Raw genomic sequence first — 14,793 nt, 5'->3', positions numbered from 1 at the left:
AGCGATACTTACCCAAGTTCTGAAACTATTCCGGTGCTTGTCTCAATCAATGCTTGATCTTTCGTTAGATACCCAAACGGCTCTGGTGGGATATAGAGAGGACATACATCAATTCAGCACCTGATGGTTGTTATCCTGAGTACCAGGAATCGGTTTCACACAGGATCCTTGTTCTCGTTGAGAGTATAAGTTTGAATAATTTCGTATGGTGCTCTGAGGGTGTTATCGCCTGAGCTGCATGGAGGTTAAGGCCTAAAATGACACGCATTGCGAAAGACGCACAGGTATTTAACGGTGCTCAGATATTCACAGATTCGGCTGAACAGGCTATTTCTTACCTTAAACTGCATACCCCGCTGACAGATTGGTCAGTTTCTCGCGTAATCGATGGAGAGCAGGTCCACTTGCACGTGCAACCGGATCAGTTGCTCAAAACCGGTCAACGTGTTGAGTGGGAGGAATCTTTATGCAGTCGAATGGCCAATGGTGCTGCGCATATTGTGAACAATACGCAGCTAGATCCCGACTATTCGTGTATGCGATTTTCAGCCGAGGTAGGGGCCTATGCCGGGTACACCATCAATGATGACCGGGATGAGATGTTTGGTGTCCTGTGCGGGGTGCGCACCGATCCGCTCACTGAAGGAGAGGCAATAGATGAAGAACTCGTTGCCCTCATCAGTTCACTTCTATCTGCCCAATTGAAGTTAGCCAGAGTAGCTGATAGAGAGCGGAGAAATAGTGAGCTATCCGATGCCTTGGCGCAAACAGATGCTTTGACTGGTCTGTTGAACCGACGCGGCTGGGACAAGATCACCAGTGATGCGCAAGAACGTCTCGACGCTTTTGGCGATTCCGTCTCGGTTGCTGTGATTGACCTCAATGGGCTTAAGCAGGTCAATGACAGCCAGGGTCATGCAGCTGGGGATCTATTGTTGCAGCGCGCTGGTGAGATCCTGAGAAGTAAAAGCACCGAGTCCTGCCGCGTCGCTCGATATGGGGGTGATGAGTTCATGATTTTGGCCAACGGAGTAGCTCCATCCCAGACAGAAGCTTATTTCTCAGTATTCAGAGATTCCTTGGAAGAGGCAGGGATTCCTTCAGCCATGGGATTCTATTCAGCACAGCCAGGTACTACCAACATTGATCAGTGTATTGCCGCGGCTGATGCCTTAATGTATCAGCAGAAATACCAGTGTCGTGATCAAGCCAGGAAAAACAGCTAACAGGCTGTCCTCGCAACGGCCTGCAGAGAACTGTATCCATCTAAATGCGCACTTGTCAGGAAGATCTCGGGATCGAAAGCTGTGTTCACCAAGGCACTACCGATTCTTTAGTCGAATGCTACCTGCATTGTGTTTTCCTGCATTTTTTGGGGATGCGCGGGTGTTTCCGCACGTACGATATGCATAGGTTTTGCGGCTGACTCAGGGCGCGGGGCGCCTATAGGAGCCTTGACCTGTACCGTCTAGGGGCGGCAGCAGTCTCCGTTCAGTCCACTCGCAGATGCCCTGCTGCAATTGTGCGGCAGGGCGTCGTCTTCTGGTGTTGCTCAGGTTCGACCGGGCCAATCCGGAAAGCTTCTTTCAGAGCGTTACGCCGCCATGAAGATTGTTTCTTCTTAGCGGACCGTGAACGGCTGGGGTTGCCCGCAACTAGTGGACACGCGGTCCGCATCATGCAGCCTGCGTGAGCACTCCTGCATCCGACAAACCAGTCCGGACAGACCTCGCCCGGAGCACGTGCGCAAACTCCACCGGAGGCACCCTCCCCAGCTTCGAATGAAGACGCCGGCGGTAATAGAAAACCCCGATCCAGTGTACGAGAGCAGTCTTCGCTTCGGCCGCGTCAGCCAAGAACGACGGTCAAAGCATTCGGACTTCAACGTCGACCTAAACGACTCTTGCATCGCGTTGTCCCAGCGCACTCCAGTACGTCCGACCGATTGCAGGACACCTAATTCTTTCGCTGCTTCCCAGAGTTGGGCTGATGTGCATTGGGCCCCGCGATCTGCGTGGAACACGATGTACCGAGGCAGCTCGCCACGCAACGTGCGAGCCATCTGTAGCGCCCGTTCCACCAGGTCGGTGTTCTGCACCGAATCCATGGCCCAACCCGATACTCTGCGCGAGCACCCGTCGCGAACAGCACACAGATACAGCCATCCTGCACGAGTCCGCAGATAGGTGATCCCACTTGTCTGAGACAGGATCCGGCAGGTAATAAGCATTCGCTCCTGGAATCGTTGTCACCGGTTTGAAGCGCCGCGGGCTGGTCCCTTCATTCCCTTGCCGGCGCATCGAGGCAGCTATGTTTTCGGGTCCACCGGCTCACCTACTCTCGCTCACTGTGCGGCCACTCGCCATGCACCATTTCTTTACCCACGTGCCGAGGGTTTGCTCGCCGATGTTCAGCTCTTTAGCGACCGCGGTGATGGTTCGTCCGATATCGACGAATAGGCCTGCTGCTTCGCGGCGGTACTCCTGGTTAAATGTCCGGGGCTGTTTACCATATTGCCCATTAGTGACATCCTCTCAAATTTGGGATCTGTTGATCCCGCTTATCCGGGTGTCCACTAATTCAGGTCAATCTCGGGAATCTGCTGCGCCGAATAGATTCGAGGCTCCGTCAAGATCGCTTCAGACTTGTTTCAAAAGATCTGGTTGCTCGATACCTTGGGCAGAGACTCGGACGACAGCAGCAGTGGACAGGTCATAGAACAAGCCGACCAGATTTAGCGATCCGTCCGCAACACGAGCACTTATTCGCGGGTGCTTTGACAGATTCTCCAACTGAACAGCAACGTTCACTAGGGCAAGCTGATCGATACGAGAGTATCCTGCGGCTTCGGCATCTAGCAGAACAGGGTGTTTTGTTGACAATGCTTGGCGGCTCTCAATCATGCCTTTCAGCCATTGGTCAACCGGAGCGTTACCTTCGTCGTTTAGGCGATCATTTCCGAGAAGGGCGGTCATAGCACCACAATTTGAATGACCACAAACGGTGATGGTATTGACATCGAGTCGGTCAATTGCGAATTCAAGGGCGGCCTCAAAAGACAGGTCACTGCCTGCCCCACCGACAGAATTGCCCACGTTGCGAACAGTCAGCATGTCACCAGGACCACTCGAAGTGATGACATTGGGGACTACCCTTGAATCCACGCAAGTTAGGAACAGGGTGGAGGGATTCTGCCCCTGCGCCAGCAGTTTTGCATCTTGCATCATCAACGCAGCGTTGTGCTGATGGTATTTGTTCACTCCACGTAACACGGGCAGAGCGTCCACGTTTGAATTGCCAGAAGCCACGTCGGGATGTTGCCAGCGTTTCCAGGCAGCTAGGCCACTGCTCAAGACGCCAGTGGAAAAACCGCGTCTAGGAGAACCTTGTGCAGCGTCGGTCAGACGACGCGTCCCGTAGTCTTCAACATGGACTTTTCCTCCATTGCTTTCGTGTTGGCTTCGCCATGCTTCGACAACTTCGAGAACGGAAAAATCTATGAAATCAGCTTCGATGTGGAGCAACACGGTAGCACTGGCAGGAATTGAGTAGAGTTCGCGATTTATACGGGGAAGAGACAGGAAACTGCAGGAACCCTCTATGCCCACTCTCCAGACTGCGCGGCCATCTTGCATAGGAAGTCGTTGCGTATTGACCGAACTACGGGCGACCCTGAACAAGACCAACGCCATGGCAAGTCCGACTCCCACAAGCACACCTTCGAGCAGGTTAGCGAAAACCACCAGAGCGACTGTTACAAAATAGACCAAGAAGTCTCCAGTACGCAAAGCCGTCTTGATGTGAGCGAATTTGACTAACTGAACTCCGATAATGACGAGCAGACCTGCCAGCACAGACTGCGGAACCATCATGATCACCGGGGCGAGAAAAATGGAGAATACCAGGACCCACAAGCCATGCAAGACAGCAGATGCGCGTGTACGGGCTCCTGCATCAACATTGGCAGCGCTTCGAACGATGACGCCCGTGACTGGTAGTCCTCCGAGAGCACCAGAAGCCATGTTTGCTGCGCCCTGACCAATGAGTTCGCGATTAAAGTTGGTTCTCGGTCCGGACTGCATTTTATCGACGGCCACAGCGCACAGTAGCGATTCGACGCTGGCAATCAACGCCACGGTCAGAATGCCGATGAATACAGCTCCCCACATGCCCTGAGGCAACACTGGGGCGCTGATGGCTTCCAATAGAGAACCGTCGAACTTGATGCGTTCAACAGAATCGCCGAACCCAATCGATAGAAGTGTCACAAGCACCACGGCGGCTAGTTGCCCGGGGATCTGCTGAAAAAACCGCGGGAGCTTTTTCCAGAAAAGAAGGATCGCTATCACGCTTGCACCAAGAATCATGGCCTGGGGGTTAGCGTCTCTGAAGCTCTCGGGAATAGACGTGAGATTACCAAGCGCATCGCCTCTTGGAGTGGATCCCAGGACGACATGTAGCTGTTGCAAGACGATCGTGATCCCAATGCCGGCGAGCATGGCATGAACAACTACGGGTGAGATGGCCAGCGCTGCACGGCCAACGCGACTGATGCCCAACAAAATTTGGAGTACTCCTGCAGCAAGAGTGATTGCGCATGTAACCTGCCAACCGAATTGGTCTACCAATCCAGCTACGATAACGGTCAGCCCTGCAGCCGGCCCGCTCACTTGAAGTGGTGATCCTCCAAGGCAACCAGCAACAATACCGCCCACAACCGCAGCTATGAGTCCGGCCATGACGGGGGCCCCGGAAGCTACGGCGATCCCTAGCGACAATGGAAGCGCGACAAGAAACACGACGATTGAGGCGGATGCATCCTGCCTCAAAGTCGATCTTGAAGGCAACTCCATGAATCTGCGCTTTGCGGTGGATTGAGTTTTCGAGATGGATGTTCTCATGGCCGCCCTTTGTGTACTTGTTCCTGGGATGAAAGAACTCTGTGCGTCGGATACGTTTAATTCTCGATCCTACAGATTAATAAAAAAATCCCATTCAAGATGGCCGCACTATTTCACGATATTACAAACTGAATAGTGAAAATTCAGAATATGACATGGGGGTAAAGAGCAAGTTACTCGCGCAATAAGTTCCACTGGAAGTCGTCTGGCAATAAGCTATTAATGTTGTGAATAATATTTTCCACTCTTGAGTATCTGAGAAGATCTGCGGCGCATGGGTCGTTCCTCTTCCGGCCCGCCGCATAGAAAGTACGGACAAGAGGCTGGCCCCACGCACACATATGCAGTGCTGAGATCATCAAAACGTGATAATTCTCGGCATTGAATCGCGCGTTCCGTTGACTGCCTGCGTTCTTTTCCGCAACGCCTCGAGCTCATCGGTGCTCGATCTATCCCCCTGGCCGGCATCCAGCTGGAAGTGCGCCACCCAGCGAGGCAAGGATTCCGGCCCCACATCCAGTTTCGGTGCTACTGCCTAGCAAGCCGCGTACACGGAGGGGTGCTCGAAGAGCCGGTCGAGAATCATCCGCGCGGCACAGTCACAGACCGCGGCGACATCTTTCGTGGGCATGGTGGCTATCTCTTTCAAGAAAGACAGCGGAATCAAACCCGGGATGGTTCAGGCACCCAGATGCGTCAATGATGCCGTCCGATGGGGCCCATTCGCAGAATACATCAGCAAATGCACTTGGTATTCCATCCCATTAAGCGTTGCGGGATACCGGGGAGCCAGTGCATGCAGCGGCTGCCACGGTGCTGTGGTGCTTGTCTGAAGCGCCACAGCACCGGGCTGCCCTTCGGCAGTCAAGCGGGCACCGCCGCGGCCGGTGAGTAGTCGCGCCGGAGCGCACGACCACCATCAATATCGAACACGGTGTGGGCGATCCTTTGGCTAGCGGGTCGCCGCCGTCCGGGATCGCGATCGCTGAACCCAGCCAACAATCACATCGATGAGCATGAACAGCGCGAGGCTTGCCCCCATCAGCGGCAAGAACAGGCCCACGAGGACCGCTGCGGCCAGGACCAGAAGGGCCGCCCACCACGGGGCCCGCAACAGGCCGCCCCGGGCTGGAGCCTTGCCCATGCGCCGGCTCGGGTTTTTCGTGGGTCGGCGTTTCCACCACATCGCATACCCCAGTACCACCATGGCGGCGATGGTGGAGGCAACAAGGAACAGCAGGATCTGGTTCGGCAACCCGAACATGGATCCCATGTGGATGTCGATGCCCCAGCGGGAGAGCTTTGCGGCCAGGCTGAAGTCCTTGAAATCGACCCGGTCCACGACCTGAAGCGTTTGGCCGTTGATGGACACGGCATCGACCTCGGTGGGGTAGGAGCGCTGGATTTCCTGGACCACCCAGGCCTGCCCCTTCGCAGCGGGCGGCTTGATTTCCACCTGCCCGGTGTTGACATTGACTTCCTGCCCGATGGAGAGCATCGTGTCGAAAGCTGCCGGGTTCACGGAGTCCCCGGTGGGTGCCGCGGCAGCTGCATGATGGTGGGCATGCTCGTCAGCGGAACTGTCCCCAGAAGCAGTCAGATCGGTGCTCACCGAGGGGGTGCCCCAATTCAATGCAGTGCGCACTTCACTCACGTTGGCGCCGCCGTAGGTGGACCAGGTGATCCCGGTGGCCGAGAGGAAGAACGCGCCGAGCAGGACCCAGATCCCCAAGGATCCGTGCCAGCTGGCCAGCCGGCGGTAGCCGGTGGCTTGGGTATTGGGGCGCAGGAGGTCTTTTTTGCGTTTGGTGCGCCTGATCCGCACAATCCACAGACCTACGCCGGCAAGGGCGATGATGCCGAGCCAGGAAGCGGCCAGCTCGCTGTACATGCGCCCGGGTTCCCCCAGCTGCAGATTGCGATGCAGTTGGTCGATCCAGGTGCGTAATGGCAGGGCGCCGCTGGTGCCGTAGGCGGTGAGGTCGCCGCGGATGTCAGCAGTGGCGGGGTCCACGAAGTGTCATGAGTGGTCCTTGGAAGAAGAGAAGCGATGAGGGGCGCTAGCGCGTGAAGAGGGGTTCACCGATGAACCCTCCCTCGGCGCAGCCCGGCGGGATGAGGAACACGGCGGAGCCGATGGGCGTGGTCCACTGGTTCAAGGCGTCCAGTTCGGCCAGCCGCTTCTGCAACGGAATGTATTGGCGTTCCACGCTTTTCTGGTAGGACACGAAAATCAGCCCGGAATCGGAAATCTGCGTTCCGCTGGGCTGCTCATCGTAGTTGTAGCCCCGGCGGAAGATCCGCTCGCTGGTGTTCTCCGAGCGCGCTCGCCGGATGTGGGCCTGGTCAGCGATGACCGGGAAGCCCAGGGCCGTGGTGGCGCCGAAATCCGGTTCGTCATGCTCATTGGTTCCGGTGGTTGGTGCGCCGTTGCCCAGGGTGCGGCCGACGCTGAATTCCCGGCCGGATCGATCCACCTCATCCCAGGTGTCAACGTCCATGTGGATGCGGCGGATCACCATGGTGGTGCTGCCGTCCTCATTCCACACCAGGGACGTGAAATCATCGGTGGCCGGTGCCGGGTTCACGGTCCCGTCGACCTGTCCGAACAGGTTGCGCATCGTCGTCCCGCTGGCCTCCGAGCCCCGCGAGCGTCGGAACCCGGTTTGCACCCATTTCACATCGCAGAAGCTGCGGGCATCCTTTAAGAGCATGCGCTGGGCGTGGGCGAGCGTGAAGGGGTCATCCGAGCCCAGATGCAGCAGCAGATGCCCATCATTCCAGCGCTCCTGCAGCCGATCGATGCTGAACTTAGGCAGCGGCTGAATGTCCGCGGCAGAGGAACCAGCCATCTCCACCAGCTTTGGGCCGAAGCCGAAGGTGACGGTCAAGCGGGCCGGCACCGTCCCCAATTCGGGTTCGGTATCCGCCAGGGCCGCCTCGCCCTGGGTCAGCCGGGCCGCATCGTCGGTGAGCAGCCGCAGCAGGCGCATCAGCCCCTCGCGGTCCACGCCGTCGCGCAACGTAAGCGCCAGATAGACGGCATGGGCCTGCGGCGCGGTAGCAATTCCTGCTTGATGCTGGCCGTAGAAGGGGAACACCTCCTGGCCATGGAGTTCCTCGGAGGCTTGCGCCGTGGTGCCGCGCCCGGCCAGCGATTCCACGCCCAGGGTGGCCACGGCCCCCAGGCCGGCGGCGGCCCCGCCGAACAAGATCCCGCGGCGGCTCGGGCGCAGGGCGGAGTCAGATTCTTTGCGTGCCATCAGTGATCGTGGGTGCTTTCTGCCGGGGCATCGTCCAGATCGCCAGGCTCGCCCCCGTGGTAGTTCTCGTTCGCTCCGGCGAAGTCCTTGACCGGAGCGGAGAATTCGAGGGTGCTCTGATCAGAGAACTGCAGCGTCATGCTGACTTCGCTGCCCGGGGCCAGTGCCTTGGGCAGGTCCATGAGCATGATGTGGCTGCCTCCGGGCTCCAGGTGGAGCTCGCCGTGGGCGGGGATGGTGAAGCCACCGGTCTTCTCGCGCATGAGCATGGCCCCGGATTCGTTGGCCACGGTTTCGTGCAGCTCGAGGTCATCGGAGGCCGGGCTGGTGACAGCAGTGACCGTGACGTCCTGGTCGCCGTTGTTCACGATGGTGCCGAAGCCGGCGGTCATGCCATCGTCCACGGCCTTGAGCCAGGGATCTTTCATGGTGGCTGACGCGCCCTGCGCGGGGGTGCTGGTGTCATCAGCGCCGGTGGCGGCGCATCCGCTCAGTGTGACGGCGGCTGCCGCGCACAGGGCAGCGATACGTAGGGTTAGGGAATTTTTCACGGATCATCCTAGGAAGTCTGGAAGCAGCGAGGGTGCTTCACGTCGGGGGTGCTGGAGCCTTCGCGTGGCGCGTGGTGCCCTTTGCGGGCGCGCGGCAAGCAGGGTGCAGCACGGGGAAGGAACGGCCCGGGATACCGGGGCCGTACAGGGTGAAAGCGCAAGCAGGGCAGGGCAGAGCGAACGGGGTGCAAGGCCCGTAAAAAGGGGTCGGGAAATGGATCTGCTGGCCGTGGGCCAGGGCTGCCGTGTCTTAGGCCGTGGTGAACGCGGGCGGGCCGCGGCGGATCACTGACGTGGTGTCAACGGCCAGCGTGGCTGCTGGGATGTCACGCGATTCAACCGCTGCCACGCGTGGCGTGAACGGATGGAAGACGTAGTTGACAAGCGCCAGGACAAATTTCCAGGTGAGAACATCAACGATGCTCGAGATCCCGATCAAGACCTGTTCGCTGCGGTGCAGGACCAGCACCGTGGCCAAGGCCGCGCCCAGGTGGGCGAGAACCATGGTGCTCTCGCCGTGGCTAGCAGCGGCATGATGCGCCACGGAAGTGACGTCGAGGTTCAGCGGCGTGCCGTGATGCAGGTGAGGCCCGCTGGCGGCGGCCACGGAGCTGCCGGAGCCCATCGAGAACAGGAAATGGAATAGCAGCTGGCTGAAGCCGACCATGACGGCCAGGCGCAACAGGGTGAATTGCTTGCCGCTGAGCAGCATGCACACAAGCAGTGACAGGGACAGCGGCAGGGCGATGTTCAGCAGCGAGGGGACCGGGCCGCCCGCGAGCATATGCGAGGCCAGGGAAACGAACGTCGCGAAGAGCGCGGCGCTCGTGCCTCTGAGAGCGCGTGCTGAGCGGGAAGAAGGGGCCACAGAATTAGTATTCCAGATCGCTGGCAAGAATTCGACATTGCGTAGAATTCGGGTGCCACTGGGCCGTTGCTCGTGCGCCGCCGCTGCGGCCAGGGCTTCTGCCTCCAGCCCTGCGGCAGCTCGGTGCGGGGCTACTGCTGGTCGGCTTCGGGGCGTTCTTGCTTCGGTGCGCGCAACTGCCATAGCCCCAGCGCAGTGACGAAGGCCCCGATCAACAGCTGCACGATTGAGCCCGTTATCGAGGTCGAGGGGGAGCCGGTAGCGTCGGCCAGCCGCAGCACCGACAGCACGAGCACGACCAGGCCCGAACCAACGACGAGTAGCCAGGAGAGCCGGTTGTTCCTTGGGGTGTCCTTCATGGGCTGAGCTCCTTTCAGGTCGGTGAGTATGCGTTCACCCACGAGTCTATGAACTGGCCTGTGCCGATGTCGAGCAGTAGCGGCCACTGGAAGCACCGCACCCTGCTGGTACACAGGTTCGCGATGCAGGTTCCGCGGTTAATCTACGCTGGCTGCATGAACTCCAGCCGCAGCCATGATCAGCCCCAGGACTACCAGCTAGTGCTCTTCCGCGATGACTTGCGCACCGCAGACCATCCGGCGCTGTTGGCGGCCCGCGACGCGGGCCCGGTGGTGGGCCTGTACATCCTGGACGAGGATTCAGCCGGGATCAGGCCGCTGGGCGGCGCGGCGCGCTGGTGGCTGCACCACGCACTGGTGAGCCTGCGCGCCTCGCTCGAGGAACTCGGCATTCCGCTGGTGCTGCGGCGCGGAGCCACGGTGGGGATCCTCCAGGAGGTGGTCGCCGAGGGCGCCGTGGCTGCGGTGCACTGGAACCGGCGCTATGGCCAGGCCGAGCGCGCCGTCGACACCGAGCTCAAGAGCACCTTGGGCGAGGCCGGGATCCCTGCGCACAGCTATGCCGGAACCCTGCTGCACGAACCGTGGGAGCTGCTGACCCAATCAGGCACCGGCTACAAGGTGTTCACCGCATTCCATAAGGCCTTGTGCGCCACCGACATCCGCCCACCCCAGCCCGCGCCGCAGCGGCAGGCCTCGCCGCAGGGAAAGAGGCCGCCCGGCGAAGATCTGGAGAGCTGGGACTTGCTGCCCACCTCGCCGGATTGGTCCACTGGCCTGGCCGAAGCATGGACGCCGGGGGAAGCGGCGGCCCATGAGCGCCTGGAAACGGTGCTCGACGAGATCGCGCGGGATTACCAGGACCTGCATGATCGCCCGGACCGCGATGGGACCTCCGCGCTGTCGCCAGCGCTGCGTTGGGGGCACCTCAGCGCGCACCAGCTGTGGCACGAGCTCAGTACGTTGGCCCAACGCACCCCGGGGGCCGCCGAGGGCGCGTTGGGATTGCGCCGCCAGGTGGCCTGGCGGGATTTCTGCTGGCACCTCTACTACCATCACCCGGAACTGCCCACCGAAAACCTGCGGGCAGAGTTTGATGATTTTGATTGGTCCTGGCCCGAGGATTCGGCCCGGGCGGCGCACCTGGCCACGGCCTGGCAGCGGGGCCGCACCGGATTCGCGTTGGTGGATGCCGGGATGGCCCAGTTGTGGCAGACCGGCTGGATGCATAATCGCGTGCGCATGGTGACGGCCAGCTTACTGGTCAAGAATCTGGGGCTGCATTGGAGGGTCGGCGAGCAATGGTTCTGGGACACCTTGGTGGACGCGGACTTGGCGAGCAATACCGCCAACTGGCAGTGGGTGGCCGGCAGCGGCGCCGACGCCGCACCCTATTTCAGGGTGTTCAATCCAGAACTCCAAGCCAAGAAATTCGATCCCTCGGGCAACTATGTGGCCCGCTATGCGCCGTTGGCCGTTGAACCGCTGGTGGATCTGAAGGAATCGCGGCAGGCGGCGCTCGATGCCTACCAGCACATGAAATCTGCCCAGGGAAAGTGATTCGGGGCCCGGCCGCCGGTTGTCTGCACAAGGCAACGGTGGGCAGCTCCTGCCGCTTAATGGCTGGGAGCTGCCCACGCGATGATGCCGGGGAAGCGCAGTGCTGGCTACTGCACGTCGGCGGTTGCCAAGGCTGGCCGCGATGGCAGCTGGTATCTCTTGCTGGCGGCGCCGGAACTGTGCATGGCGGGACAGGAAGGAATCACGTGGGCCACGGCGGTGTGCTGCCAGAATTTCACGCGGAATTCGGCAATGGTCGCCGATGCGACCCGGTCTAAGAACGCGCCGATGGTGGTGGACGCGGGGGATGGGGCAACAACACGCAGCGCCGATTGCGGGGTGGTGATGTGCAGCATGCGCAGTTCTTCGCTGCGCGGGTCGAGCATGGCGACCAGCGCCGCCCGGCCGTGGACGGAGACCATCGCCATCACGTCATGCAGTGGTTCGCTGGGGCGGGTCATCACGATGGGCATGCCCGGGGCCCAGCCAAAAGAAGCTAGGTGGGACTTGCCCTCACGGGTGGCGAGAAAATCGGCGACCCTGACAGCGGTCTGGGTTCTGGCAATACGGCCTGGCATTGTAGATACTTCCCTTTCTTGCATTCCTCAGTGAATATGGTGCTGCGCGGGGTGCGGTTTAGACGGGCCGGAGCCTCGTCGATCACCCTGTGTGCGTGCAGAGCCAAACGCTCCGCACTGGCCCTGGCGGGCCTAGGCCATGCTCAAATCCGCGGATTTTCCTCCTGTCTCCGGCCGCCAGCCTTGGGTGGGGGTCAGGGTCGGGGTGGAGAAGGGGTCATCCAGCCAATCTGTGGAGGCATCGCCCTTGTCCAGCTCTTCGGGTTGTGACAGGAGATTTTCCCGGCCGGCCACCGCGAACTGCAGGTTCCGCACCTCGAACTGGATGCCCAGCAGCTGCTCCATCTGCGGCAACAGGGTGTCATTGACGTACTGCATGAGCTCGGTGACATGTTCCTCGCCCGTCGCGGTGCAGGCCAAGTTGACAATCAGCTTGTCAGGCGTGCCCTGGATGGTGCAGATCGCAGAATGCACCGTGCTTTTGCTTCTGCACTCCTGGGTGCCGAAGGATGCGATGTTCTGCATCCTTGCGATCCATGCTTCGTGGCCCGTAGTACTCGTATCTGCGGGAACTGCTAAATGCTCTTTCATCCTGCGCTCCGGCACTCTTCGGTGTTTCGTAGTAGAATATCTGTAGACTGGCTAACTATTAGACAGGCTACATTATTTTTTTCAAGAGACGCAAGCTGGAATTTCAGAAGAATCAGTGGAAGGCCGGCAAGGCTCTCGGGTGTTGTGCTCGTATCCGATGAAAGGAGTTCTCATGAGTCGCTATGAGGCCAGTGGATATTGGTATGGTGAGGGCCAATCGGCTCCGGAAGCCGTTGACCTGTTGAACCTCATGCGCCGCTACCGTGACGCAGAGCGGAAAATGCGTGCCCAGACTCGCGGATCCATGGGGATGAACGAGACCGACATGACCGCCCTGCGCTTCCTCTTAAGGGCGCACCGCAAGGGCGAGGTGCCCCGCCAGCGCGATTTCGCCGAGGAGCTCGGCATCTCCAATGCCTCGGTATCAGCGCTGATTGATCGGCTCTGCCGCGACGGGTACGCCGAACGGATCATGCATCCGGCCGACCGCAGATCGGTGGGCATTGTTCCGACCCGGCACAGCGACACCGAGGTGCGCGAGACCCTGCAGCAGATGCATGAGCGGATGATGTCCGCCGTCGATGGGCTCAGCGCAGATGAGCGGCGGGCCGCGGCGAAGTTCCTGCATGCCCTCATTGCCAGCGTGGAATGGAATGAGCATGACCTCGGCCAGTCGGCGCAACGCGATCACGAGCTGCGCGATGTCCCAGGGAGCAATCTGACGTCCTCATGACCTGCCCGCTGGAACCCCGCGCCACCTGAGCGCGACGGTCAGGGCAGCGGGTTGCTGGAAAAAACCTCAAGGCAGATGCCGCAGTGCCGCTGCACGCGTAGGTTGAAGCCAAACGGAAACAGGTGACCTCACACAAGTTAGGGTGATTTGAATGCCGCGCAGGCGCATCGATGTCAGTGTCAGCCACGACGAGTTCGAAGATCTCAATAACGCGCTCGAAGACCACCGTGATGGTTTCACGGATCTTGCGAAGGAAGCAGCCAATGGCTTTGGCCTGGAACCCGAGTACTGGTCGGGCCGGGCCAGCGAGGTGCAAAACCTGCTCGAAAAGGTCCAGGAGCATAGCCGCGAAGAAGCTGACACCGCCGACGAGCCGGCGCAGTCCGCGGAGCCCTCGCAGGGGCTGGAGCGCGGTGGGCAACCGGATCCGCGCGACTAGCGCATGCTTGTGACCCGGTGGCACCCGTGCTGCCGACCGCGGGCCCGCACCCCTGATCAGGTGCGGGCCCGCGGTCGATTCAAGTAATCCCTAGGCCCGCTTGCGGGTCAGCAGCCCCCAGAGGACCAGGACCACGAGCGAACCGCCGATAGCCAGCAGCCAGGTCGAGAGCGACCAGAACTGGTTGATTCCCACACCGAAGACCGCGGAGCCGATCCAGCCGCCCACCAGGGCGCCGACGACGCCCAGCAGCAGCGTGGCGAGCCATCCGCCTCCCTGCTGCCCCGGCTTGATGGCCTTGGCGATAGCCCCGGCGATCAGTCCCAAAACGATCCATCCGATGATGCCCATGGTTTCCCCTTTGCTCGGTTTCATGGTGCCTCGGTAACGGGTACCGGCACCGTCTTCCAAATCAGCAAGCTACTAGATGCGCCCTGGCCGTCGCTGGAAAACTGGGTGCCTCCTGGGAGCCTGGTCTTGGCGGTCGCCGGAAAGTCACCATGCTACTTAGCACAGCCCGGGGCGGGCGCGCAACGGGCCCGGGCGGCCACCACACCCTCCGACGTGCCCGGCTAGGCCGTGCGAAACCCCAGGCCCTTCTGCTCCAAGGCGGAGCCCAGGATCCTGATCGCCTTGGGGCCGACCCCATGAATGGAGAGCAGCTCCTTTTCAGTGCACCGGCTGATCTTTTCCAGGCTGTCCAGTCCGGCGAGCTGCAATTCCCGCGGGGCGGTTTTCCCCAGCTCATGGGGCAGGTCTCCGACGGGACGCACATCCGGTGTGGCCATGGGTTCTCCTCCGGTTGCAAACATGCGGGAACTGGCTTCAGCGTACAGACTCGGGCCGGTGGACACCATCCACGGTACGGAGTCGAGCCGTGAGGTGCAGCTCGAAGCAATGAAGCGCTCGGCAGCGAACCTGCTGGTGTGAAAACGGGTCCGTCACCTAGT

At 60.3% G+C, this 14,793-nt stretch carries 14 protein-coding genes and 1 pseudogene; 4 read left to right on the top strand and 11 right to left on the bottom strand.

What is annotated here, in order from left to right; translation table 11 throughout:
• Positions 1-257 precede the first annotated feature (257 nt).
• Positions 258-1,226: a GGDEF domain-containing protein gene (locus OF385_RS15165; protein ID WP_264276135.1), complete on the top strand. Its 969-nt coding sequence runs from the start codon at positions 258-260 to the stop codon at positions 1,224-1,226.
• A 450-nt stretch (positions 1,227-1,676) separates the two neighbouring features.
• Here OF385_RS15165 and OF385_RS15160 read toward each other — a convergent pair.
• From OF385_RS15160 to OF385_RS15130, 7 genes and pseudogenes are all read right to left on the bottom strand, one after another.
• A pseudogene (locus OF385_RS15160) lies at positions 1,677-2,507 on the bottom strand (IS3 family transposase); the annotation flags it as partial.
• A gap of 132 nt (positions 2,508-2,639) precedes the next feature.
• A complete protein-coding gene (locus OF385_RS15155) occupies positions 2,640-4,853 on the bottom strand; it encodes a SulP family inorganic anion transporter (protein WP_264277950.1) in 2,214 nt (737 codons plus the stop codon).
• A gap of 1,000 nt (positions 4,854-5,853) precedes the next feature.
• On the bottom strand, positions 5,854-6,915 hold the full coding sequence (locus OF385_RS15150; RefSeq protein ID WP_319019149.1) for a PepSY-associated TM helix domain-containing protein: 1,062 nt from the start codon (positions 6,913-6,915) through the stop codon (positions 5,854-5,856).
• A 46-nt stretch (positions 6,916-6,961) separates the two neighbouring features.
• A complete protein-coding gene (locus OF385_RS15145) occupies positions 6,962-8,164 on the bottom strand; it encodes a Dyp-type peroxidase (protein ID WP_264276134.1) in 1,203 nt (400 codons plus the stop codon).
• Entirely contained in the window at positions 8,164-8,715 is a 552-nt protein-coding gene (locus tag OF385_RS15140) for a copper chaperone PCu(A)C (RefSeq protein WP_264276133.1), read from the bottom strand. Before OF385_RS15140 ends, OF385_RS15145 begins: the two co-directional genes overlap by 1 nt.
• A 250-nt stretch (positions 8,716-8,965) precedes the next feature.
• Positions 8,966-9,583, bottom strand: a complete 618-nt coding sequence (locus tag OF385_RS15135) for a hypothetical protein (protein WP_264276132.1) — start codon at positions 9,581-9,583, stop codon at positions 8,966-8,968.
• Between the two features lie 131 nt (positions 9,584-9,714).
• Positions 9,715-9,942 (bottom strand): hypothetical protein, encoded by a 228-nt coding sequence (locus tag OF385_RS15130; RefSeq protein ID WP_264276131.1) that lies wholly within the window; start codon positions 9,940-9,942, stop codon positions 9,715-9,717.
• Between the two features lie 156 nt (positions 9,943-10,098).
• Here OF385_RS15130 and OF385_RS15125 point away from each other — a divergent pair, with 156 nt between their 5' ends.
• Positions 10,099-11,502 carry a cryptochrome/photolyase family protein gene (locus OF385_RS15125; RefSeq protein WP_264277949.1) on the top strand — a complete coding sequence of 468 codons (1,404 nt, stop codon included), beginning with the start codon at positions 10,099-10,101 and terminating at the stop codon, positions 11,500-11,502.
• A 107-nt stretch (positions 11,503-11,609) separates the two neighbouring features.
• Here OF385_RS15125 and OF385_RS15120 read toward each other — a convergent pair whose 3' ends face one another.
• On the bottom strand, positions 11,610-12,080 hold the full coding sequence (locus tag OF385_RS15120) for a hypothetical protein (RefSeq protein ID WP_264276130.1): 471 nt from the start codon (positions 12,078-12,080) through the stop codon (positions 11,610-11,612).
• A 132-nt stretch (positions 12,081-12,212) separates the two neighbouring features.
• Entirely contained in the window at positions 12,213-12,605 is a 393-nt protein-coding gene (locus tag OF385_RS15115; RefSeq protein WP_264276129.1) for a hypothetical protein, read from the bottom strand.
• 238 nt (positions 12,606-12,843) lie between these two features.
• Here OF385_RS15115 and OF385_RS15110 point away from each other — a divergent pair, with 238 nt between their 5' ends.
• Together OF385_RS15110 and OF385_RS15105 are read left to right on the top strand one after the other, a co-directional pair.
• Entirely contained in the window at positions 12,844-13,404 is a 561-nt protein-coding gene (locus tag OF385_RS15110; protein WP_264276128.1) for a MarR family winged helix-turn-helix transcriptional regulator, read from the top strand.
• A gap of 151 nt (positions 13,405-13,555) precedes the next feature.
• Positions 13,556-13,843: a hypothetical protein gene (locus tag OF385_RS15105; RefSeq protein ID WP_264276127.1), complete on the top strand. Its 288-nt coding sequence runs from the start codon at positions 13,556-13,558 to the stop codon at positions 13,841-13,843.
• A gap of 90 nt (positions 13,844-13,933) precedes the next feature.
• Here the strand turns inward: OF385_RS15105 and OF385_RS15100 are convergent, their stop codons facing one another.
• Positions 13,934-14,194 (bottom strand): GlsB/YeaQ/YmgE family stress response membrane protein, encoded by a 261-nt coding sequence (locus OF385_RS15100; protein WP_264277948.1) that lies wholly within the window; start codon positions 14,192-14,194, stop codon positions 13,934-13,936.
• 221 nt (positions 14,195-14,415) lie between these two features.
• Positions 14,416-14,631, bottom strand: a complete 216-nt coding sequence (locus tag OF385_RS15095) for a hypothetical protein (RefSeq protein WP_264276126.1) — start codon at positions 14,629-14,631, stop codon at positions 14,416-14,418.
• Between the last annotated feature and the right edge of the window lie 162 nt (positions 14,632-14,793).

This window comes from Glutamicibacter sp. JL.03c, from assembly GCF_025854375.1.
GTDB lineage: Bacteria > Actinomycetota > Actinomycetes > Actinomycetales > Micrococcaceae > Glutamicibacter.
The sequence above is the reverse complement of the archived record's forward strand: the minus strand, read 5'-3'. Positions and strand labels throughout refer to the sequence as shown.